Origin of the sequence: Yersinia mollaretii ATCC 43969 (genome assembly GCF_013282725.1) — a bacterium.
In the GTDB taxonomy this organism is placed as follows: domain Bacteria; phylum Pseudomonadota; class Gammaproteobacteria; order Enterobacterales; family Enterobacteriaceae; genus Yersinia; species Yersinia mollaretii.
Genome location: NZ_CP054043.1, coordinates 3248010 through 3269365, shown reverse-complemented (window position 1 = coordinate 3269365; position 21356 = coordinate 3248010). Strand labels below are relative to the sequence as shown.

Genomic DNA, 21356 nt, shown 5'->3' with positions numbered 1-21356 from the left:
AAGAATAGCCAGAGGCAATGATTGTGCTTGGCTTATATAAAATAATCATTAAATGCCCTTTGCCACAAGGTTATTCAACAGTAACAAAGTAAATGAGTTATCAATATTGATGATTTGGCCTCTTTTGCCCCTTGTTTTGACCTCTTGCTCTGCTAACATCCGCGCTATTCTTTATAAACCGGTGTCGGTGTCAGGGTTTTATATATGAAGGTTCATGCCATTCAACGGCCACTCTCCACCGCACGGGCTCAGCGATGCTGCCAATGCGATGCGCTGTTTACTTTGCCGCCACTCAATGGCAGCCAGATAGCCTATTGCCCACGTTGCAGTGCCAAAATTGCCAGTGGACGCGACTGGTCACTGACCCGCCTGACCGCAATGGCAGTCGCCATGCTATTGCTGATGCCTTTTGCTTTCACTGAGCCACTGATCACCATTCGCCTACTCGGTACACGGATTGACGCCAGCCTATTAGAGGGTATCTGGCAGATGAGTCGTCAGGGCCACCCGATCACCGCCAGTATGGTGGCATTTTGTGTTCTCGGTGCCCCTATTACCCTCACCGTATCGATTCTTTATCTGCGCATTGGCAGTCGAATTGGCATGAACCTGCGGCCCATATTACTGATGCTAGAGCGGTTAAAAGAGTGGGTGATGCTGGATATCTACCTGATTGGTATGGCAGTGGCCTGCATTAAGGTCAAAGAGTACGCTGACGTGATGCCCGGTGGCGGCTTGGTCGCGTATTTGGCCTTAACATTACTGAGTATTCTGACACTGGTGCACCTAAATCTAGAGCAGTTGTGGGAGCGCTTCTATCCGCAAGAGCAGCCCTCCGGCCCACGGGAAACATTGCGCATCTGCTTGTCATGCCACTACACCGGACACTCTGATGAGCGTGGACGCTGCCCCCGTTGCCACACCCCTTTACGCCATCGCCGTCGCCATAGCCTCCAAAAAACCTGGGCGGCGCTCATTGCCTCGATAGTCTTACTGTTGCCTGCTAACCTATTACCCATATCCATTGTTTATGCCAACGGGACTCGCATGGAGGATACGATCTTCTCTGGCGTCGTCTCTCTGGCCTCATCGGGTAACCTGCCCATTGCCGCTGTGGTGTTTATTGCCAGTGTGCTGGTGCCCTTTACCAAAGTCATTGTCCTGATCACCTTGTTGCTCAGCATTCATCTCAAGACACAGCACAGCTTAAAAACCCGCATGCGTTTACTGCGACTGATTACTTGGATTGGCCGCTGGTCAATGCTTGATCTCTTTGTTATTGCGTTAATGATGTCGCTGATTAATCGTGATCAGCTCCTCTCCTTCACTATGGGGCCAGCAGCCTTCTATTTTGGGACTGCGGTCATTTTGACTATTCTTGCTGTCGAATGGCTGGATAGCCGATTGATTTGGGATGCACATGCAACAGGAAACGCCGAGTACACCGACTGAGGCTCACATTAAGCATAAACGCCGGATATCCCCTTTCTGGTTATTGCCCTTTATTGCCCTGCTGATCGCCAGTTGGCTGGTCTATAACAACTGGCAAGAGCGTGGCACAGAAGTCACCATTGATTTCCAGTCTGCCGCCGGGATTGTGGCGGGGCGCACCCCCATTCGCTATCAGGGTGTGGAGGTTGGGATGGTGCAATCCATCAGTCTCGATGATGACCTGCGTAATATTAAAGTTACCGCCAGTATCAAAAACGATATGGAAGATTCACTGCGCGACGGCACGCAGTTCTGGCTAGTGACGCCGAAAGCCTCTTTGGCGGGCGTTTCTGGCTTGGATGCCTTGGTGGGCGGGAACTATATCGGCATGATGCCGGGCGAAGGCAAACCGCAGAGCCACTTTACAGCGCTGGATACCCAACCCAAATTTCGCCTCAATACCGGCGAATTGATGGTTCATCTTCATGCACCGGACTTGGGGTCACTCAATAGTGGTTCACTGGTTTACTACCGTAAAATTCCGGTGGGCAAAGTGTACGATTACAACATTGCGCCGGATAATAACGGCGTAGTTATTGATGTGCTGATTGATCGTCGCTTTGCCAAACTGGTCAAAAATGATACCCGTTTCTGGAATGTCTCTGGTTTTAAAGGCGATTTCAGTCTGAGCGGTGCGTCGGTACAGATGGAAAGTCTAGCGGCGCTGGTCAATGGCGCGATTGCCTTTGACTCGCCACAAAAAAGTCAGGATGCCAAACCGGACCAACCCTTCCAACTTTATCCTGACTTAGCACACAGCCAACGCGGCGTGGCGATCACGCTGGATTTACCCAATGGCAATAGCTTAAGTGAGGGGCGCACCCCACTGATTTATCAGGGTTTACAAGTGGGTACGCTGACCAAAATGACCCTCCAGCCGGACAGCAGAGTGACAGGTGAACTGACCATTGATCCTTCCGTGGTCGATTTGATGCGCACGGGTAGCCGCATTGAGATGAATAGCCCACGAATTAGTCTGAGTGATGCCAAGCTGAGTGAGCTTTTGACGGGCAATACACTGGAGCTTATCCCCGGTGAAGGCGAGCCGCAAAAGCACTTCACAGTTCTGCCCAGCAGCAAAAGCTTGTTGCAGCAACCCAATGTGCTGGCGTTACAATTAACCGCACCTCAAAGCTATGGCATTGATGTCGGCCAACCCATTTCGTTGCATGGCATCAAAATCGGTCAAGTACTCACACGCGAGTTGTCCGCCAGCGGAGTGAACTTCACGGCAGCCATTGAAGCTAAATACCGCGATCTGGTGCATAAAGACAGTAAGTTTGTGGTGAACAGTCGCCTTGATGTCAAACTCGGCATTGATGGCATTGATATTCAGGGTGCCAGCGCGCAGGAGTGGATTGATGGCGGCATTCTGATATTGCCGGGCGGTAAAGGCGATCCGCTGAATAAGTATCCGCTGTATAGCAGCATAGCTAAAGCGACTGATGGCATTTTAGGTAACGCCCCGGCCACCACGCTGACATTGACCGCCAGCAGCTTGCCGGATGTGCAAACCGGTTCAGTGGTGCTGTATCGCAAGTTTCAGGTGGGCGAAATTACTCAGATTAGGCCCAAAGCCAATGAGTTCGAAGTGGATGTCTATATTCAGCCAGAATATCGCAAGCTGCTAACTGATAAGAGTATTTTCTGGGCCGAAGGGGGCGCAAAAGTGCAGCTTAACGGCAGTGGCTTAACCGTGCAGGCATCTCCGCTGAATCGCGCTTTAAAAGGGGCTATCAGCTTCGATAATCTGGAAGGAGTCACACTGGACAAAGGGACCAAGCGTACCCTGTATGGCAATGAAACCGCCGCACGGGCGGTCGGCAGCCAGATTACATTGCGCACCTTTGACGCCAGTAAACTGGCGGCAGGTATGCCGATTCGCTATCTGGGCATCAATATTGGTCAGGTTGAATCGCTCAAGCTGATCCCCGAGCGCAATGAAGTCTTGGCTAAGGCGGTACTCTACCCGGAATATGTGCAGAACTTTGCCCGAGGGGGGAGCCGCTTCGCCATTGTGTCGCCAGAGATCTCGGCTGCTGGGGTCAGTAATCTGGATACCCTCTTCCAGCCATACATAAATGTGGAGCCGGGTAAAGGCGACACGCTACGGATTTTTGAGCTGCAAACCGCCACTATCACCGACTCTCGCTATCTCGATGGCCTTAGCATTATTCTCGATACCGCAGAAGCTGGCTCTTTACAGGTCGGGACACCCGTGCTGTTCCGGGGGCTTGAAGTGGGAACCGTCACTGGGTTTAATCTGGGTGCGATGTCTGATCGCGTGCAAGTTTCGCTGCGCATCAGTCAGAAGTTCCAGCAATTGGTGCGGCAAAACAGTGTCTTCTGGTTGGCATCCGGTTATAACCTCGAGTTCGGTCTGACCGGCGGTGTGGTGAAAAGTGGCACCTTCCAACAATTTATTCGCGGCGGAATTGCCTTCGCTACCCCACCGACCACGCCATTGGCACCCAAAGCCAGTGTGAATCAGCACTTCTTACTGAATGCCGAAGAGCCGAAGGAGTGGCGCAACTGGGGAACCGCCATCCCTCGCTTTTAAGGATTAATCAGGGCAGTTCGTTGTGAGTTGCCCTGATAGTCCATGCCACAGACCTCTTGCACGCATTGACGCAACCAGCGATGTGCCGGATCGGCATCCATTCGTGGATGCCATAACATCGATATCGTGATACTGGGCAAGGTTATCGGCAGTGGGAAACTGAACATCCCACGGCGGAGATTCAGGCTATGGCGTTCGGGCACTGTGGCTATCAAGTCAGAATCTTTCGCCAGTGCCAATGCCGTCGAAATGCCGTCAACCGAAGTCAACACCTCTCTTTCCAGCCCCAGTTGTTGCAATACATCATCAATCCCCCCTTTGTGGCCCTGACGCCGTGAGATCATAATGTGGCCCTGCGCCGCGTAACGGGCGGCAGTTATCCCCCCTTCGCTCAAAGGATGACCGGCCCGCACCACCCCAATAAAATGGTCACTGAACAGTGCTCGGGTGCGCAACTCAGGGCTGGTCATACTGCTCACTACTCCGGTCTCCAAATCCACGATCCCCTCACGCAGCAGTGCACTCTCTTTATTCAGTTTTTGCATAAAACGCAACTGTACGCCCGGTGCTTCCTGACGCACTCGTTCCAGCAATGGCGCACCAAAGTTTTCGACGAAGCCATCACGGGTGCGCAACGTAAAAGTGCGCATCAACTGAGTGAGATCCAACCTCTCCGCTGGGCGCAGAACCGAGGTCACCTCCTGCACTAATTGGCTAACCTGCTCCCGCAGTTCCATCGCTCTGGGTGTCGGTACTAACACCCGCCCGGCCCTGACCAGCAAGGGATCGCCCGTCGTCTTACGCAATCGCGCCAGTGCTCGGCTCATCGCCGAAGGGCTAAGCCCTAATCGTTGAGCCGCACGCACCACACTGCCCTCTGCCAGTAGCACGTTCAGGGTAATTAATAAGTTCAAATCAGGTTTTGTCATGTTCTAACTCTAGCACAGTGACACATAACATGGCGTCAAACGCATCAATAAGCTGTATGTCGTGCGTCTTCCGCCAGCTTATGCAATGGCATAGGCTTTTGTTCTGGTCTTTCAGGCGTTAACCCATAGATGAAAAGTGATACCAATAGCATTGATATTTCCGTTGCCGATAAAACAACATTACGAAAAGTCATCATCAGCCTCTCACTGCCGATGCTGCTCTCTTCACTCGCCACCAGTATTGCCAATGTCGGATTACCCACTTTAACTCAGGCGTTCAACGCCTCATTTCAAGAGGCGCAATGGGTGGTTTTAGCCTATTTACTGGCCATTACCACCTCTGCTATCACCATTGGGCGCATGGGAGATATCATCAATAAGCGCCTGCTGTTGAAAGCAGGCATTGCACTATTCACCCTCGCCTCGCTGGGTTGTGCACTGGCCCCCCGCATTGAGCTGTTAATTGCGGCCCGCGTATTTCAGGGATTGGGGGCCGCCGCCATGATGACACTCACACTGGCATTGGTGGGGGAAACCATCAGTCAGGGGAAAACGGGGCGCGTCATGGGAATGCTGGGCACCCTATCCGCCATTGGGACGGCCCTTGGGCCATCACTCGGCGGCGTGTTAATTGCCGAATTCGGCTGGCCCGCCATGTTCCTGATCACCCTCCCTTTTGGGCTATTGGCATGGCTACTGGTCTCCCGCTACCTGCCGCCGCCTGCCGCCCCATCACCACAAACCCCAAAGCCCATAACCGGTTTTGATCCCCTCGGCATATTACTACTGGGCTTAACCTTGGCCCTCTACGCGCTCTCGATGACACTGGGTCACGGCACATTCACAGTGCTCAACTTCGTCCTACTCGTGGGAGCTGCAATCGGTGTCGGACTTTTTGGCTGGGCCGAAAGTAGAGCGGCATATCCATTAATTCAAATCGCAATGTTACGCCAACCGGTATTGCGTAGCGGGCTGATCACCAGTGTATTAGTCACCACAATAATGATGGCGACTCTGGTCGTGGGGCCATTCTATCTTTCGCTAGCCTTAAACCTGCCCGCTGAGTGGGTCGGGTTAGCCATGTCAGGCGGCCCGGTGATTGCCGCATTGTGTGGCGTGCCTGCTGGCTATCTGGTGGACCGATTCGGGGCTAAAGGCATGGTAATTGTCGGGCTATCGGCTCTTACTCTCGGGGCAATGGTGTTAACGATGATATCGCCTGCTGCGGGTATCCTGGGTTACGTCGTACCGGTCTGCCTGATGACGGCGGGCTATGCCATCTTTCAGGCGGCAAACAATACAGTGATGATTAGTGCGGTCGGGGCCGACCAGAGGGGGGTGGTTTCTGGCATGTTGAACCTTGCGCGCAATCTGGGGTTAATGACGGGCGCATCAGTCATGGGGGCTATTTTTGCGTTTGCTAGCTCATCCCACGATATTCAGTGGGCGACTGTTAGCCAAATCAGTGAAGGGATGCGACTCACTTACGCCGTCGCGGCGCTATTAGGGATGACGGGACTCTGGGTCGCCGTAAAATATTCTAAAAATAAATCTAATCAATGATTATCGACAGCATAAAAATAAATTTCAAATTAATTTTTATGCTGAATGGATTCAAATCAATATTTCACGACGAAAGCATCAATTTTGCTTAAATAGAGAGGAGTAGCAGATTCACTCCTCCGAATCCAGCAAATACAAAATAAATGATAAAAATGACATAGATGCGCGATTTTTTAATTAATTTTAGACACTTTCCAAATCTTACTGCTATTAATTAAATGTCTAGAATTTTTAATGATTAGCTCCATAAATCTCAGTTGCGCGACGTGATTGGCACAACTCGGTTTTAGACTGTCTGGCTTCAAATTATATGATTAAGGAAAAAATGATGAAGAAACCCTTACTGATTATAGGTGCGATGGCTTTATTGCAATCCGCTCCACCAGTAGAAAGTGCAGGGACGATATCAGGGTCGTTGGCACTCACATTATCAATCATCACCGGATGCTATATCAATGACGGTACAGCCCCCGGAGGGCTGACTAACTTAGGCACGGTTAACTTTGGTTCAGTACCCGACTTAAATGTCCGCATCAGACAGGCGTATAACAATAGCGGCAATGGCCCGCTAAATTTATATTGCAGCGCCGGAACGGCCTACAGCATCGCAATAGATAATGGTACCCATGCTTCCTCGAACCAACGCCGATTAGCTGGCGGGACATCAGAGTTTGTGAATTACAATTTGTATAACGACAGTGCCTATACCGTCCCGTGGGGGACATCTGGCGCTGGGCTGCTCACGGGCACTGCAACGGCCATCGCCACCCCTATCCCACTCACCATTTACAGTGAAGTCCCGGTACAGACAACACCAAGTGTGAGCACCTATACCGACACGGTAAACGTGACTGTCTCTTGGTAGTGAACATGATATGGGATATCACCCCGGATAACTCGCCGATCAATGACGAGAAAATGGCGCTGTTATGGCTCTTTATCTGTCTGTCATTACTGCGAGCTTATCCGGTCTATGCCGTAACCAAGACCGCCAACATCACAGTCACCGCCACCTTATTGCCGACCTGTATCGCGGGCACGCTTGTTGGCGGGGCCACCAGCTTTGGGAGCTTGAATTTTGGCTCAGCCACCGTCCTCAACACTCCGATTGCTGTGACCGGGCAAACCAACAACGGGGCCATTTCGGTTCAGTGCAGTAACAAAACCAGCTTTAGCGTATTACTCAGTGGCGGGCAAAGCGGCAATACCAGCAGCCGCTATTTGGCGGGTGGGCCAATAGGCCAACATGTGAATTACAACCTGTATACCGACGCAGCCCACAGCCATATTTGGGACAACATTGTGGGGGTTTCACAGGTGGCTACTGGGCAGCCGATAATCTTGCCCATTTATGGGCTAATACCGGCACAAAGCACCCCTGCGGCAGGGGCTTACACCGATACCGTTCAAGTCACCATCAATTGGTAAGGATGGGGGAATATGGCAAAAAATCGTTTCTACCCGACATTAACCCAGTTGCTGCTGCTTAACCTACTCAGCTTCTCTGTGGCGAATAGTTATGGGGATACCCTGACCAGCCCTTTTGCCGTTAAAGCAACAATATTACCCGGCTGCATACTGGGCAGTGGCACTGCCGATGCCACTAGCTTTGGCGCCCTGAATTTTGGCAATGTCTCGTCACTCTCCACCGCTATCAACATCATCTCAAGTCAAAACGCCGGCTCAATAGTGATCCAATGTAACGCCACCACCAGTATGACACTGGCACTCAATAGCGGGGCCAACAGCGCGGGTAATATCTCATCTGGCAGACGGCTACTGAACAGCACCACGGGCGAGTTTCTGCTCTATCAAATATTTCAGGACAGCGCCTACAGCGTCATTTGGGGCAGTGGCAGCAACGGTGGGACCACCAAAGCTTTTAACGCCACCAATACCACCCAGCAAATCAATTTATATGCGCAATTATTTGCCAGCAATACTTTGCCAACGGCGGGTAATTATACCGACACATTATTAGTGACGGTCACCTACTGAACGGCCAGAGGATACAACGCGTTATTGGTTTCAATTATTAGCGACCGATTAAGTATTAGGCATGATGCCGAGGAGAAATCACTATGACAAAATTAACATCACTTTCATCTATGGTTGCATTAGCGACTGCGTTAGCCAGCCCCTTGGCTTATGCCGCCTCTTCTGTACTGGTCTGGCCGATTGATCCGGTGATCGCCAATAATGAAAAAGCCACGGCATTGTGGCTGGAGAATAAAGATAGTCAGCCGGTTTATATGCAAATTCGGGTCTTGGGATGGCAACAAAAAGAGGGAAAAGAAGACTACAGCAGTCAGTCACAGGTTCTCGCCAGCCCGCCAGTTGCCACAATTTTACCGGGCCAGCGCCAACTGATCAGGCTAATTAAAAATACCCAAGTTCCGCCGGGTCAGGAGCAGGCATTTCGAATACTGATTGATGAGATCCCACGCAAAGACCCTGCTGAAGATGCGTCAACGCCTTCACTGAATATGGGGCTAAAATTTCAGATGCGCTACTCCGTCCCGCTCTTTATCTATGGAGAGGGGTTGAAACCGGAAGATGCCAACAATCCTGCGACTTTCTTCCCACTGAGCCTCAGTTACAAACTCATCACCCGCGAAGGTAAGCAATGGCTGACTATCCGCAATCAGGGGCAGACCCATGCCCGTATTTCTCGAGTCAGTTTGCAGAATAAAAACATCAATAATGGGCTAATGGGTTATGTGTTGCCGGGCAGTGAAATGCGCTTTGAAGTACCCGCATCAGCCAGCACCGGGCAATTAACTGCATCGGTGAACAGTAATACCAAACCCACCCTTATCCCTCATCAATAGACAAAACTGATGAAACAGTTTTATGGATCAAGGTACTGCTAATACATTGATAAACAGGAATAACTGTCAATACGTTAGGGTTTGGGATGACTATCAGATTCAGGCTGTCGCCATTTTTGACATTGATGTATGGCTCAATCATCTTCCCTGCTTTACTGCCGCTAACAGTAAAAGGGGATGATTTACCGCCACCCCCCTCTGCCGCAGTGATGCCTGACACCACCTTATACCTTGAACTGGTGGTGAATGACCGCAACTACGGGGAGGCGGTGCCCGTGGTATTTCGTGATGGGCACTACTATCTGTCGCCTGAACAACTAAAAGCGGTGGGACTGCCGATTCCCAAATCAAATACACCCGAAGTTGCCATTGATAACATGGATAAAGTGAAGGTCAGCTATCAAGGCAATAACCAGCGGCTACTCATTGATATCCCCAGTGAATGGCTCCCCCAACAGCGTATTAATGTCTCGGCGACAGATGATTACAATTTGGCGCAAAGCAGCCTCGGCCTGCTATTCAACTATGACGTCTATGCCAGTCAGGGCAGCGGCAGTGATCAGCCGAGCACTATTTCCGCCTGGACTGAACAGCGCCTATTTGGTCGCTTCGGCTTGCTCAGTAACACCGGGGTTTATCGCTCCGCGTTGACAGATACCGACAACATCACGGTAGACAAAGGCTATGTCCGATATGACACCCAGTGGAAATTTAATGATGAAAAACATATTCTTAGTTACACTGCGGGCGATCTAATAACCGGCTCGCTGGCTTGGAGCAGTTCTGTGCGCGTTGGCGGGCTGCAAGTCTCACGTAATTTCGCCATTCGCCCAGATTTAGTCACCTACCCACTGCCCCAATTCGCTGGCCAAGCCGCGATTCCCAGCACGGTCGATCTCTATATTGATAACTTTAGAGCGCAATCTGCCACTGTTAACCCCGGCCCTTTTGTTATCGATAATGGGCCAAGGATCAATGGGGCTGGACAGGCTACCGTTGTCACCACCGATGCGCTAGGGCGGCAAGTCAGCACGACGATTCCGTTTTATGTCGCCAGCGAGCTACTCACCCCCGGCTTATGGGATTTCAGTGTCTCCAGTGGCATGATTCGCCAAAATTATGGCATTCGTTCCGCCGATTATAGCGATCCGGTCGCCAGTGGGGTCGTCCGCTATGGCACGACGCCTTGGTTAACACTGGAGGGCCGGGCGGATGTGGCGCAACAGTTGAATGTGGTCGGGGGGGGTGTGGGCCTGCGTGTCGGAAATTATGGGGTGCTGAACAGCTCCTACAGTGTCAGCCATGCAGGTAATGACGCCTTGGGCAGTGGGATAGCACCCACCGAATTTGACAGCGAAAACACGCAATTACCCTCTTCCTCTCGCTACGGAGGACGCGGTAATCAACATTCACTCGGCTACAGCTACAGCAATACTATTTTTAGCCTCAATGCCCAGCGCATCATGCGCAGCGCCAACTACGGCGATCTGGCCAATTATAAAAGTGATTATCGGCTTAGCCGCCGTACCGATCAAATCACCGCCAGTATAGGTTTGGGGAGCTATGGCTCTCTCGGGACCGGCTATTTTGATGTCAGCGATGCATTAGGAGAGCGAACACGGCTGGTCAATGTCAGCTACAGCACCTCCATCTTCAGCAATACCAGCCTCTATTTCTCAGTAAACCGCGAACTGGGTAGCCAAGGCTATAACGCGCAATTGGTCTTCAGTATTCCACTCGGCGAATGGGGAGCGGGCAGCATCAGCACGGTCCGTGATACGGACAACAATTGGAGTCAAAGAGTCAACTACAGTCGCGCAACCCCCACTGACGGTGGATTGGGCTGGAATATGGCGTATGCCAATGGTTCCGGTGCAAATAGCAGCTATCAACAAGCGGATTTGATCTGGCGAACTCGTGTAATGGAGAGTCGGATTGGGGTCTATGGCGGCGAAGGTGATTATCATACATGGGCTGAGGCCAGCGGCTCGCTGGTCATGATGAATCGCGGAATCTATGCCAGTAACACCATTAATGATGCATTTGCCTTGGTCTCAACCCATGGTTTTGGACAAATTCCGGTCAGTTACGAAAATCAGATAATAGGTACAACCGACGACAAAGGTTATTTATTAATTCCGAATGTCACCTCTTATTATCAGGCGAGATTCCAGATTGACCCAATGAGCCTGCCCGCAGATGTCTCTATGCCCGAAGTTGAACGTCGTCTGGCGATCAGTGAACGCAGTGGCTATTTACTCGACTTCCCACTCCAACAAATTACGGCGGCGACACTGCATATTACCGATCCATCGGGTAAAGATTTACCTAAAGGCAGCCCGGTATTTACCACTAATGCCAAACCCGTCAGTTATGTCGGCTGGGATGGCATTACCTATATCGAGCAGGTTAAGCCACAAAACAGACTGAAAATAATTCGCGCGGATAACGGTGCTCATTGCTATGTGCAGTTCACGCTGAAAGCCAGCACGGGAATACAGAATATTGGCACTGTCATCTGCCAATAACCAAGAAAATACCGAGGGTGCAACGGAGCAAATATGACGAAACTTAAAACACAACAATACCGTTATCCGGCGGCCGCCAATATCATGGCGTTACTGATCTTACTCAGCGGATTTATTGCCCCCTTAGCTCAGGCGGACTCCTGCACCTTTACCTCTGGCTCCGTCACCTTACCGCCCAGCTCTTCTGTGGCCGCGAATACCACTGTCGTTAATGCTCAGGGCAATACCGCACTGGCCTGCGCCGGTCTTGGGGTCAGTTTGCTCTCCTCTTTTACGTTATCCGCCAAAATAGCCAGCACCACCAATAATTTGAATCTCAAAAATGCGGCGGGAGATCTTATTCCCTACTCCATTTATCGCACCGGATCTTTTACTCCGGCACTGGGTATTAATGGGATACTGGATTATAGCGGATCTAATTTGCTGGTCGTTGGCCTTACCGGTGTCACCGCCAACCTGCCTATTTTTATCCGCACCGGAACCAATGGGGCCATTAATGTGAACATCAGTGCTGGCACCTATACCGATGTAATCAATCTGGCCTGGACATATAATATTTGTAAGGTTGCCGCGCTTGGGGCCTGTGTGGGGGGCTATTGGACAGGCACAGGGACAGGAACGGATGTCTCCACGATTACAGTGACACTGGTGGTCAGCAAAAATTGTGCGATTAACAGTGCTCAGGAGGTGAACTTTGGCAGTTTCGCCTTGGTTGGGCAATTTAGCCCCGTCAGCCAAACGGTCACCCTCACCTGCACCAAAGGCTCGACGTTCAATACTTATGTCACTACCGGCGATAATCCGGTGACTGGCTGGCAGCAAATGAAACTGATATCCCCCACAGTCACTGACTATTTACAATATCAACTGTATCAAGGCACCACAGGCACCACGTTATGGAATTCCACCTCGATGCAACCCGGAACAGGCACCGGTGCTCAACAGTTGGTACCTTTTCATGCGGTGATTAATCCCAATCAGGTTCTGCGCACACCGGGCAGCTATCAGGATAATGTCAGCCTGACACTGGTCTATTGATGGTTAACAAAATATCCACTCTATATCTATCAATGGATTAACATTGAAAACTATTATTTGTCTGTCGATAAAAAACTAAAAAGTCATTTGTAGATAAGAATATTCCGATTGAGCTGTACTAAATCTGTCCCTGTTATACAATCTGCGGGCTTAAATAATAGCCGACAGATTTCTACCTAAGGAAAGCCGCGATTAACAGGAGTGGGCATCATGACTGATTACGATAATCGGGAAAATTCAGCTGACATTGGCCTGTTAAATGAAATGAACAGCTTACGGGACATCATCGAAAATAACTCAGATTGGATCTGGGAAGTTGATGCTGCCGGCCGTTATACGTTTTCATCAGCAAAATCCATTGAGCTTCTTGGACGCCTTCCCCATGAAGTTATCGGCAAAACTCCATTTGATTTTATGCCGAAAGAAGAGGCGAGTCGGGTGGGTAAAATATTTGCTGAAATTGCAGCGGCCCGCATCCCTTTCGCTGGCTTACAAAACCGTAATATCCGCGCAGATGGCAGCGAAGTGCTGGTGGAAACCAGTGGTATTCCCCTATTTGACGACAATGGAGAGTTCAAAGGCTATCGAGGTATTGATCGAGATCTGAGCAATTTACCTTATGACGCCGGTAAGCGCTTATTTGAACTGGAATCCATCTATTCCAATGCACCGGCGGGTCTCTGTTTTATCGATACCAACCTGCGTTATCTGACAATTAATGACTATCTCGCTGAATTATTGGGTAAAAATACTGTGGAAGTGAATGGACGCAAAGTGGCGGACTTCCTGCCCAGTATTGTCCCTATTCTGCAAAGCGCCCTGTTAAAAGCTTATTGCAATGACACCATCCCCGATGCTGAATTTCAGATGCCGGATAAGAAACGGGTATTTTTCATGCGGCTCAATGCCGCCCGCTACCCCAGTGGTCAAGTCAGCGGCTTGTCTGTCGCCATGATAGATATCTCTCCCTTGAAAGAAATGGAAGAAAAACTGCGCAGCAGTAAGCAGCACTATCGTAATATGGTCGAGCTGAACCCACAGATTCCGTGGACCGCATCCCCTGACGGGATGATTACCGATGTCAGCTCTCGTTTTGAAAAGATAACCGGATTGACCCGCGAAGAAGCGCTGGCAGATAAGTGGCTGCGAACCATTCATGTGGATGATCGCCACCCAACACTGATAAGTTGGGAGCACTCGCTGCAAACACAAGAGCCACTGGACGTCGAAATTCGCTTTTGTCATGTGGAAAAGGGCTGGAACTGGATGCGCATCCGCGCGGTGCCTAGCGTTGATGATAACGGCAATGTTCTGTGTTGGTACGGCACAGCAGAAGATATCCATGAGCGAAAATTGCTGGAGCTTAAGCTCATCAAAGCTAATCGCCGTCTAGAAATTCAAGCCAGAACAGATTCACTGACCAAATTACCTAATCGTCGGGAGTTCAAAAAAGTACTAGCCCATGAATTTATGCGGGCAAAGCGTTCAGACTCTCCATTGGCGATTTTAATGATTGATATTGATTACTTTAAGAATTTCAATGATTACTATGGTCATATCTCCGGTGATGCTTGCCTGCGATTGGTCGCCAGAGCATTGCGCAAGTCATTGAAACGCAGCACTGATATCGTTGCACGCTACGGCGGAGAAGAGTTTGCGGCGATTCTTCCTGACACGGATCAAAAAGGGGCCAGTCTGGTTGCCGAGCATATTTTGCAATCTATCCGTGCGATGGGCATTAAGCACAGTGACAGTAAATTCCGTAAAGTCACCATCAGCCTTGGGGTAACAGTCTATCAAGCCCACCAGCACGCGGGAATTACTGATCAGGCAGACTTGATGCTGACCGCAGATCAGGCGCTCTACTACTCGAAGAAGAATGGCCGTAACCAATTTAATCTGGCCGAACTCCCTTGTTAATGAAATGCTACATTTTTTAACCCTGCCTTCTGGCGCTTTTTTTTTAGCTCAGCTATTCTCATTGAGTGACCAATCTGGTCATACCTCATACCACTGAACTAGAAAGGAGTCTTTATGGTAAAAACTGTGGTAAAAATCAGAGATTTCGAAGTGGATGACGCCGTGTTATCTGCGCCACTGGAGAAAGGCGAACATACTCTCAGTATCCCCTGTAAATCGGATCCTGACTTGTGTATGCAGCTTGATGGGTGGGACGAACATACCAGTATTCCAGCAACACTCGATGGTAAAGATCGGCTGCTCTACAAGAAACATTATGACCAAAACCAGGATGCCTGGGTAATGAAGGTAACTTGATTATTACAACAAGAAGAACCGTCAACCTATAGTTAAAACATATGAGTGACGGTATCTTCTCCTACCAATCGATAATACTGGCGAACCAATACTCAATCAGTAACAATCAGCTATCAGAATTTTTCCAGCATTTTGAATTGCATACAAATCAGCATCATCTCTGGAGAGAACATATCGTACTCCTCAAAGAAACGTTGTTGTGTCTTACGCCAATAAGTCAGCGTCCGATCGCCCTCACCTTCAGCCAAGGCATGAGCCTCATCAACCTGATCAAACGTTTTCAGTTCAACATCGGTCAGCTCTACTGCACATACTGGCTCATTGCGACCATTGACCACCACAAATAGATCGCCCGCTTGCGGAACACCCTCGTCATCTAATGCCGCACAGGTCGCTGTTTTAGTGCCGTTTAGTACCAACGCCAATAAATCATCTGCCACTTGCTCGGTATCACCGAAAGCCCAACGCTCAGCGTTTTCATATTTTTGTGGGATTGTAGCCATAGTTTCATTATTCCTATTCGTAATATTATTGATGCAACGCATATTACACTTTATCGGCACGAACTAACGCTCGCATCAGCATAATTTTTCGCTACTATAACTGAGTTACGGTGGACAAATAAGTCCCGTAGAGCTGCGCCTTGCCAGACAATAATAGTGAAACCCAATAAGGACTCGATGGTGACCAAACGCTTTCATACAAAACATTGGAAAATGTTTGTAGTGTTACTCTGTATCTGCGGCGCACTTATGCTGCTGCGGTGGGCATCTATGATCTTTGGCTAATTTCAACGCCATTAATGTTTGTCTTTAGGTAAAAATAAGCAGCCACACTTAGGGCAGACCAGTGCGCTGTTTTTCTGCACTTTATCTGAACTCTGCTCAGAAGTCGCGTCACAGTCTGGGCACTTAATTTTTACTGTAGCACTGCTAACCAGTCTTTTAACGCTATCAAAAAATGACATAGGATCGCCTCTCAGTTGTACAACCTCGTTAGATTACGTTAACCAACGGCAACAAACCGTGGAGTGGTCAGCGTTTACTTAGATTACCTGTACCGGACCCGCTTTTTATGACTGGGAGTCATCGGTTTCGCGGAAGACAACGGAAAGAGACAAGCAGGAAATGGAAAAACACGGGGAGAACACATTCACCACGCAGCATGGCGGGCATGCATGGCGCAGTGAAGTGGTAGGCAGGTTATTGGAAACCCTTGAATTGTTATCAGTGATTCCATAATTCTTGGATCAATCCTCTGACCCGAACCTTAGAAGCACCGGCAACCAGGCTGATAATACGGTTTGCACTCAACGTAGAAACGTCAGTATTCCATTCATCAAAAGAGTGATCTGCGTAACTATCGTTGAAAACCTTTTTTATCGAGGATTCAGCTTCAGACATCTCACTGAAACTCTTAGCGTTTATTAAGCACTGAGCAATGATTGAGACTTTTTTCATGTTTTATCCTTGATTATCGGCCGCATAGTGTAGCACAATCACCCCCTCTCTGCTCATATGCTGCTTAAATTGTTTTCATTTGAAGCTAACAGTTTGATAAAACAGCAGATTCAATTTATTTAATCAGCAATCTTTACGCTCAATTGTCTCTCTATCTAGTCTTACTAGGGGGTCCCTCCCCACCGCTTAGGCTTTTCGTCTACTTCTGCGACAATGCTCGCCACTGTTGTACTGATGGGCGCAGCCACTGATAACTCGCATATTGACGGAGATATTCTGGTAACGAGTCACCATGCAAGGCCAGACGATTAAGCATCAATGCCAGATCAGTATCGGCAATACACCACTCATTAAATAGATATTTTCTGCCATCTGATAATAAAGGCTCCAGCCCTGAAATAAGCTTATTGGCTGCTTGTTGAGCACTATCAGATAAAGGCGATAACCTTAATCCGGCAAACACGACTTCCGTTGAGCGTTCAGTACGAATGGGCATAAAATCACTGCGTAACCACGCCTGTATTTCACGCGCTCGAGCACGCTCTTGCCTATCTTGTGGGTAAATTCTCGCATAATCCGGCGAGGGAAAACGTTCTTCCAGATATTCTGATATCGCAGAAGATTCAGATAACTGAAAATCATCAACAACCAGTGTCGGTACACGACGAGTCGTGGAGAGCCGGGTATAGGCTTCCTGCAAATTCTCCCCAGTGGACAGGTTAATTGCGCTTAATGTAAAAGGGAGCGCTTTTTCTGTCAGTGACACAAATACAGACATCACATAAGGGCTAAAAAAATCAGTATCGGTGTACAAGGTCATGGTTTGCTGATTCATTGCGACTCCGGCAGGTTATCATTAAAAAAATTAATATTAATCCGTCGGTTGCTGATCATCCAAAATCGTCAGTAGGATATCGGCATCCGGTGTTGTTATATGCTTCCCTTCAAGGAAGCCAGCAAGTTTTGCTGCTGCATTATGTTCATATACTTCATAACCATCAATTCGGTAGCCCGGTACACCGTCCAAACCACGAATATACTCATCACCATCAATATAGAACTCAATGATGCCGTTGGCATCTTCAATCTCGTAACGTTTATCAAAAGGAAACTGTTTCATCACATATCCTAAAAAACCAATTCATCCGACATGATGCCAATTTATCACTATTTTAGGAAGCGACTGTCGTCGCTGCAATCAGACCTGACTGATATTTAAGCAAATCATGAGTGCCTATTTCTTCAATACAAAACGAGCAGGCAATCTCTGCGGCAAACAGGCTATACTCATATAAATCCTATAAATAAGGAGAATATATGCTCATAGGATTTGTTTTATTGGTTAGCACCTGCGGGATGGATGCTTGCGAGGCTCTGCCTGTCACTGATGATATCTACACAACACGCCATGAGTGTATGGCCGTCGCTCTGCGTCTGCATGAAAGAAGGCCAGACGTTGTCTTGATCTGTGGTGAAGTATACCGGCACTCTGGCAACGATGAGTCTCATTGATGTTTACCTTGGGCCTAAAGTTGGTGGGTTTTAGCTCTAAAACTCTTCAATACGTCTTTATTAGATACATAACCTAAGCCCCGCTGATTAGACGAATAGCTTAGGTTATATATTATCAATGGCACTCATTAAGTACCTTTTGTGATTATCAGGAGAAGTCATTAACCCCCTTCCCTTGAGAGAAGGGGGTGATACTGATTAAAGACCTTTTGATTTTAAAAGTTCAACTTGGTTTACATACAGTTGAACGGGATCTATTTCGCTACTGACCATACCCGCAGTTTGATTAACCGCATCCACATGGTCTAACTGATAATCCGAACGGATAACTTTACCTAAATGCATACTATAACGTCCGACCATACCATCATTCTGGTGCCGTTCTTTTGTGAACAAGAGGGATAAAGCAACGAGTGAATGGTGCAATGGATCAAGGTTATTCAATCCTTCAGTGAGTGGGTTATACCCTAGAATCCCCCCCCATGAATAATAGTAAACCCCATGATCAAACTCTTTCCCCTCCCCACCCCAAACTTCAGGTAAACCTTGTGGGTATTGGGTATTAAACTTCGCTACATTCTCAGTCGTCAGTGCATCAATAGACGCCATAAAATCCTGTGGCAGGAAAGGCTTACCACTCAGCAGAGAAATAAATGCACCAAATGCAGACATGATAGTGTTAACAATCTGTTCAGGAAGATGATCAGGAGTCAACGCCGAACGCACCAGATCAGCAATTTCCGATCCGTGGTTAACCCCGTTGACGGAGGTCACGGAAGCCACAAGCTCAGGGTGCGTTGCAGCAACATAACGACATGCCAAAGGCCCCTGACTGTGACCAATAAGGTTAACTTTTTTTGCCCCCGTTTGGGTCATCACTTCTTTGATAAATTTCAATAACTGCTCACCACGAACTTCGTTACTGTTCGTCGCGGAAATCGTTGCGACAAAAACATCTGCGCCTGCTTTTTTCAGTGCTTCCTCGACACCATAAAAGTAAGGATAAATCCCTGCGATTTTATCGAATCCAAATAAGCCATGCACTAACACTACTGGATATTTCAAAGTTGAATTTATGCTCATAATAAACACCTTTTAGTTTTACAAAAAAAAAAGCCTAGAAATTAATCATCGGCTTTTGGGGGGATATCACCGTCAACGGTGATGGAAGCTAAAATGGAAAAAGCCCACCGAAGTGAGCTTTTTGAATTTTCAGCGTTAATAAACGACAAAACCCCGCCAAGGCGAGGTTTATTTAGCTGGATAATTGCTACTGCATAACCAACTTTTATCAGACTAATGCACTATTTGCGGCCGCACCAACATTTTTCCCATAAAAATCTTATTTTTGTATTTCGGGATCCATCTCAAGACGAATATTCGTCATCGCCAGGCAACCATCCACAAAACCCTCAGCTAATTGCAGGCTTATCCTAATTGCTCTTTCATTTTTCTTTTGCTGTCGTGCAATAGCGCGTTTTGATTGATTATAGATATAGTGTCGGATGATCAACTCCCACTCATCGGGCCGATGGTGCTTTAAGCGCGAAATACAACCATCAATCGCTAATCCATCATCATCACAGCATGAAGGTCGGGAGGACGTTGTATACGGGAGTAAGCCTTTAAATCCTGCTGCAATGGAGGAGTAATCAAGTCCTGAATTGTCTTTAGCCCATACTCCCCAGCGCTCAAGAACAAGTTGAATATCACGCATTGGGTTTTTCTGCTCTGACGATAATCTTTTCGACGCACGTGTCATCACTTCCACTCCTTTCGGAAAATAGATTGTACGGACATAACGGAGTAATCATCGGCTGGGACGATTGGACAGCAGCAAAAAGTATCAAAGCAAATATTCAACAAGGAGGAGTATTTGCGGCGAAACTTTGGACTAGGAAACTGATTAATGGAGGCACTGAGAATAGTCCCCAGCTTTATTTTGAAATGCAGGAATTCCCTAACATCGGACGTGATCGGTGTTAGTGTGTCATTAGCAAATTTGATAAATGTTAGTTGTGCCATCTTGCCCCCTAGGGTGATGACACAACAACTGCTTAGGTTGTCAGTTGTTCAGGCTGACAGAGCTATTATTCCGTCATACATCAGGCATGGAAATGGTATACCCTGCTCTTTCCGCCAGTTCGATAAATACTGGCAGTGTCGCGACAAATTGCTTATCTTTTAAGTGTTCAACACTGACTACCTCGCCATTTTGGCAACGAATTAAAACCGCACCATCTGGAGGCAAAAGCTTAATCAAGTTTTCAAAAGGAATCATTAGGGTAACATCCTTATATTATTAACCCCCTACAGGGGACCTGATTAAACTCGATTTTAACTCGAAATTAGTTAAGAAAATCTTCACATTAGAAGTCACTCACATAACAATGTGATCAGGAGACCTATCAGCGATGATATGCTGATAATACGGCCATTAGGGTGCTGTAGCATCGCACACCTAAATTGTTCACTCAGCCATTGGTATGCTTCCAGACGATTCATAGTGTCCTCCATTCGATTCATTAGAATATTAGTAGTGTTATTTTTCAAGGTCAATAGTATTATTATTATTTTAATAACACCTTTAATAATATGATGAGGGTATGAAGAGAAAATTGTCAGAAGAAGACCTGCAGGCCGCAGAAAGACTCAGAGCAATCTGGAACTACAAACGCGGGATGCTGGGTCTGACCCAAGAGAAAGCAGCGGACATCATGGGCTACAATACCCAAGGTGCAGTTAGCCATTATCTAAATGGGGTAACACCGCTAAATACGGATGCAGTGATTAAGTTTGCATCTCTTTTGATGGTCAGCCCCGAAGAGATTAGGCCAGAGCTAAGCGAACTCTTTAGCTATGTCCGAAAAGGCCCCCCTCCGCCTTCTGAGCATGAAGAGCCTGGCTGGAATCATCTAACGAGCCAGCACAAAGAATTAATAAGATTATTCAACAAATTACCTGAAAGCGAAAAAGTGAAATTGCTACAGCAGCTAGAAGTTACAACTGAAAATTACGATAAGCTTCTGGAGGAATTACTCGTTTTAAGACGTAAAAGCTCTCACTCAAGCCAGTAACTCATCTTTAACTTTTCCTTATCAAGCCGGTATTAAAACCGGTTTTTTTGTACCTATAATAATTTTTAATACCAATGATATTGATTAATA

General features: G+C 48.1%; 24 protein-coding genes. 14 read left to right on the top strand and 10 right to left on the bottom strand.

What is annotated here, in order from left to right; translation table 11 throughout:
* The first annotated feature begins 204 nt into the window (after positions 1-204).
* The gene (gene yebS / locus HRD69_RS14615) at positions 205-1452 is read left to right on the top strand and encodes a membrane integrity lipid transport subunit YebS (protein WP_004875961.1); all 1248 of its coding nucleotides are present in this window, start codon (positions 205-207) and stop codon (positions 1450-1452) included.
* Positions 1421-4051 (top strand): PqiB family protein, encoded by a 2631-nt coding sequence (locus tag HRD69_RS14610; protein WP_032814961.1) that lies wholly within the window; start codon positions 1421-1423, stop codon positions 4049-4051. The genes yebS and HRD69_RS14610 overlap by 32 nt, the downstream gene beginning before the upstream one ends.
* Here HRD69_RS14610 and HRD69_RS14605 read toward each other — a convergent pair.
* A complete protein-coding gene (locus HRD69_RS14605; RefSeq protein ID WP_032814962.1) occupies positions 4048-4980 on the bottom strand; it encodes a LysR family transcriptional regulator in 933 nt (310 codons plus the stop codon). The genes HRD69_RS14610 and HRD69_RS14605 overlap by 4 nt on opposite strands.
* A 129-nt stretch (positions 4981-5109) precedes the next feature.
* On the opposite strand from HRD69_RS14605, the gene HRD69_RS14600 reads away from it, so the two are divergent.
* The 9 genes from HRD69_RS14600 to HRD69_RS14560 all read left to right on the top strand — a co-directional run bounded on the left by HRD69_RS14600 (position 5110) and on the right by HRD69_RS14560 (position 15217).
* Positions 5110-6543 carry an MFS transporter gene (locus HRD69_RS14600; RefSeq protein ID WP_004875963.1) on the top strand — a complete coding sequence of 478 codons (1434 nt, stop codon included), beginning with the start codon at positions 5110-5112 and terminating at the stop codon, positions 6541-6543.
* A 310-nt stretch (positions 6544-6853) separates the two neighbouring features.
* A complete protein-coding gene (locus HRD69_RS14595) occupies positions 6854-7408 on the top strand; it encodes a Csu type fimbrial protein (protein WP_004875964.1) in 555 nt (184 codons plus the stop codon).
* 5 nt (positions 7409-7413) lie between these two features.
* Positions 7414-7971, top strand: a complete 558-nt coding sequence (locus HRD69_RS14590) for a Csu type fimbrial protein (protein ID WP_004875965.1) — start codon at positions 7414-7416, stop codon at positions 7969-7971.
* A gap of 12 nt (positions 7972-7983) precedes the next feature.
* Positions 7984-8541 (top strand): Csu type fimbrial protein, encoded by a 558-nt coding sequence (locus HRD69_RS14585; RefSeq protein WP_004875966.1) that lies wholly within the window; start codon positions 7984-7986, stop codon positions 8539-8541.
* An 83-nt stretch (positions 8542-8624) separates the two neighbouring features.
* A complete protein-coding gene (locus HRD69_RS14580; protein ID WP_032814964.1) occupies positions 8625-9374 on the top strand; it encodes a fimbrial biogenesis chaperone in 750 nt (249 codons plus the stop codon).
* An 86-nt stretch (positions 9375-9460) separates the two neighbouring features.
* The gene (locus tag HRD69_RS14575) at positions 9461-11902 is read left to right on the top strand and encodes a fimbria/pilus outer membrane usher protein (RefSeq protein ID WP_032814965.1); all 2442 of its coding nucleotides are present in this window, start codon (positions 9461-9463) and stop codon (positions 11900-11902) included.
* A gap of 33 nt (positions 11903-11935) precedes the next feature.
* Complete coding sequence (locus HRD69_RS14570; RefSeq protein WP_004875969.1) at positions 11936-12940, top strand: Csu type fimbrial protein; 1005 nt, start codon at positions 11936-11938, stop codon at positions 12938-12940.
* Between the two features lie 210 nt (positions 12941-13150).
* A complete protein-coding gene (locus tag HRD69_RS14565; RefSeq protein ID WP_032814966.1) occupies positions 13151-14860 on the top strand; it encodes a diguanylate cyclase in 1710 nt (569 codons plus the stop codon).
* A gap of 114 nt (positions 14861-14974) precedes the next feature.
* Positions 14975-15217, top strand: coding sequence for a DUF1480 family protein (locus tag HRD69_RS14560; protein ID WP_004875971.1), 243 nt, complete (start codon positions 14975-14977; stop codon positions 15215-15217).
* A 113-nt stretch (positions 15218-15330) separates the two neighbouring features.
* On the opposite strand, the gene HRD69_RS14555 is transcribed toward HRD69_RS14560, so the two are convergent.
* Positions 15331-15720 (bottom strand): ASCH domain-containing protein, encoded by a 390-nt coding sequence (locus HRD69_RS14555; protein WP_004875972.1) that lies wholly within the window; start codon positions 15718-15720, stop codon positions 15331-15333.
* A 177-nt stretch (positions 15721-15897) separates the two neighbouring features.
* Here HRD69_RS14555 and yniD point away from each other — a divergent pair, with 177 nt between their 5' ends.
* On the top strand, positions 15898-16005 hold the full coding sequence (gene yniD, locus HRD69_RS20640) for a small membrane protein YniD (protein WP_086020013.1): 108 nt from the start codon (positions 15898-15900) through the stop codon (positions 16003-16005).
* Positions 16006-16016: 11 nt separating this feature from the next.
* On the opposite strand, the gene HRD69_RS20515 is transcribed toward yniD, so the two are convergent.
* From HRD69_RS20515 to HRD69_RS14540, 4 genes are all read right to left on the bottom strand, one after another.
* The gene (locus tag HRD69_RS20515) at positions 16017-16184 is read right to left on the bottom strand and encodes a YnfU family zinc-binding protein (protein WP_004875973.1); all 168 of its coding nucleotides are present in this window, start codon (positions 16182-16184) and stop codon (positions 16017-16019) included.
* Positions 16185-16443: 259 nt separating this feature from the next.
* A complete protein-coding gene (locus HRD69_RS14550) occupies positions 16444-16677 on the bottom strand; it encodes a hypothetical protein (protein WP_005272441.1) in 234 nt (77 codons plus the stop codon).
* Positions 16678-16876: 199 nt separating this feature from the next.
* Positions 16877-17512 (bottom strand): glutathione transferase, encoded by a 636-nt coding sequence (gene yfcF, locus HRD69_RS14545; RefSeq protein ID WP_004875975.1) that lies wholly within the window; start codon positions 17510-17512, stop codon positions 16877-16879.
* 36 nt (positions 17513-17548) lie between these two features.
* Complete coding sequence (locus HRD69_RS14540) at positions 17549-17797, bottom strand: hypothetical protein (protein WP_004875976.1); 249 nt, start codon at positions 17795-17797, stop codon at positions 17549-17551.
* A 197-nt stretch (positions 17798-17994) separates the two neighbouring features.
* On the opposite strand from HRD69_RS14540, the gene HRD69_RS14535 reads away from it, so the two are divergent.
* Positions 17995-18189, top strand: coding sequence for a hypothetical protein (locus HRD69_RS14535; protein ID WP_032814968.1), 195 nt, complete (start codon positions 17995-17997; stop codon positions 18187-18189).
* A 198-nt stretch (positions 18190-18387) separates the two neighbouring features.
* Here HRD69_RS14535 and HRD69_RS14530 read toward each other — a convergent pair whose 3' ends face one another.
* The 4 genes from HRD69_RS14530 to HRD69_RS14515 all read right to left on the bottom strand — a co-directional run bounded on the left by HRD69_RS14530 (position 18388) and on the right by HRD69_RS14515 (position 20470).
* A complete protein-coding gene (locus tag HRD69_RS14530; protein WP_032814969.1) occupies positions 18388-19272 on the bottom strand; it encodes a lipase family alpha/beta hydrolase in 885 nt (294 codons plus the stop codon).
* Positions 19273-19531: 259 nt separating this feature from the next.
* Complete coding sequence (locus HRD69_RS14525; RefSeq protein ID WP_161597839.1) at positions 19532-19906, bottom strand: antiterminator Q family protein; 375 nt, start codon at positions 19904-19906, stop codon at positions 19532-19534.
* A 44-nt stretch (positions 19907-19950) separates the two neighbouring features.
* A complete protein-coding gene (locus HRD69_RS14520; protein ID WP_032814972.1) occupies positions 19951-20214 on the bottom strand; it encodes a DUF1367 family protein in 264 nt (87 codons plus the stop codon).
* A 73-nt stretch (positions 20215-20287) separates the two neighbouring features.
* Complete coding sequence (locus HRD69_RS14515; RefSeq protein WP_004875979.1) at positions 20288-20470, bottom strand: hypothetical protein; 183 nt, start codon at positions 20468-20470, stop codon at positions 20288-20290.
* Between the two features lie 325 nt (positions 20471-20795).
* Between HRD69_RS14515 and HRD69_RS14510 the strand changes: the two genes are divergently transcribed.
* Positions 20796-21266: a helix-turn-helix domain-containing protein gene (locus HRD69_RS14510; protein WP_032814974.1), complete on the top strand. Its 471-nt coding sequence runs from the start codon at positions 20796-20798 to the stop codon at positions 21264-21266.
* The last annotated feature ends 90 nt before the right edge of the window (positions 21267-21356 follow it).

Coding starts and splice junctions, on each gene's coding strand:
- yebS (WP_004875961.1), top strand. CDS start 205: ATGAAGGTTCATGCCATTCAACGGCCACTCTCCACCGCACGGGCTCAG.
- HRD69_RS14610 (WP_032814961.1), top strand. CDS start 1,421: ATGCAACAGGAAACGCCGAGTACACCGACTGAGGCTCACATTAAGCAT.
- HRD69_RS14605 (WP_032814962.1), bottom strand. CDS start 4,980: ATGACAAAACCTGATTTGAACTTATTAATTACCCTGAACGTGCTACTG.
- HRD69_RS14600 (WP_004875963.1), top strand. CDS start 5,110: ATGAAAAGTGATACCAATAGCATTGATATTTCCGTTGCCGATAAAACA.
- HRD69_RS14595 (WP_004875964.1), top strand. CDS start 6,854: ATGATTAAGGAAAAAATGATGAAGAAACCCTTACTGATTATAGGTGCG.
- HRD69_RS14590 (WP_004875965.1), top strand. CDS start 7,414: ATGATATGGGATATCACCCCGGATAACTCGCCGATCAATGACGAGAAA.
- HRD69_RS14585 (WP_004875966.1), top strand. CDS start 7,984: ATGGCAAAAAATCGTTTCTACCCGACATTAACCCAGTTGCTGCTGCTT.
- HRD69_RS14580 (WP_032814964.1), top strand. CDS start 8,625: ATGACAAAATTAACATCACTTTCATCTATGGTTGCATTAGCGACTGCG.
- HRD69_RS14575 (WP_032814965.1), top strand. CDS start 9,461: ATGACTATCAGATTCAGGCTGTCGCCATTTTTGACATTGATGTATGGC.
- HRD69_RS14570 (WP_004875969.1), top strand. CDS start 11,936: ATGACGAAACTTAAAACACAACAATACCGTTATCCGGCGGCCGCCAAT.
- HRD69_RS14565 (WP_032814966.1), top strand. CDS start 13,151: ATGACTGATTACGATAATCGGGAAAATTCAGCTGACATTGGCCTGTTA.
- HRD69_RS14560 (WP_004875971.1), top strand. CDS start 14,975: ATGGTAAAAACTGTGGTAAAAATCAGAGATTTCGAAGTGGATGACGCC.
- HRD69_RS14555 (WP_004875972.1), bottom strand. CDS start 15,720: ATGGCTACAATCCCACAAAAATATGAAAACGCTGAGCGTTGGGCTTTC.
- yniD (WP_086020013.1), top strand. CDS start 15,898: ATGGTGACCAAACGCTTTCATACAAAACATTGGAAAATGTTTGTAGTG.
- HRD69_RS20515 (WP_004875973.1), bottom strand. CDS start 16,184: ATGTCATTTTTTGATAGCGTTAAAAGACTGGTTAGCAGTGCTACAGTA.
- HRD69_RS14550 (WP_005272441.1), bottom strand. CDS start 16,677: ATGAAAAAAGTCTCAATCATTGCTCAGTGCTTAATAAACGCTAAGAGT.
- yfcF (WP_004875975.1), bottom strand. CDS start 17,512: ATGAATCAGCAAACCATGACCTTGTACACCGATACTGATTTTTTTAGC.
- HRD69_RS14540 (WP_004875976.1), bottom strand. CDS start 17,797: ATGAAACAGTTTCCTTTTGATAAACGTTACGAGATTGAAGATGCCAAC.
- HRD69_RS14535 (WP_032814968.1), top strand. CDS start 17,995: ATGCTCATAGGATTTGTTTTATTGGTTAGCACCTGCGGGATGGATGCT.
- HRD69_RS14530 (WP_032814969.1), bottom strand. CDS start 19,272: ATGAGCATAAATTCAACTTTGAAATATCCAGTAGTGTTAGTGCATGGC.
- HRD69_RS14525 (WP_161597839.1), bottom strand. CDS start 19,906: ATGCGTGATATTCAACTTGTTCTTGAGCGCTGGGGAGTATGGGCTAAA.
- HRD69_RS14520 (WP_032814972.1), bottom strand. CDS start 20,214: ATGGCACAACTAACATTTATCAAATTTGCTAATGACACACTAACACCG.
- HRD69_RS14515 (WP_004875979.1), bottom strand. CDS start 20,470: ATGATTCCTTTTGAAAACTTGATTAAGCTTTTGCCTCCAGATGGTGCG.
- HRD69_RS14510 (WP_032814974.1), top strand. CDS start 20,796: ATGAAGAGAAAATTGTCAGAAGAAGACCTGCAGGCCGCAGAAAGACTC.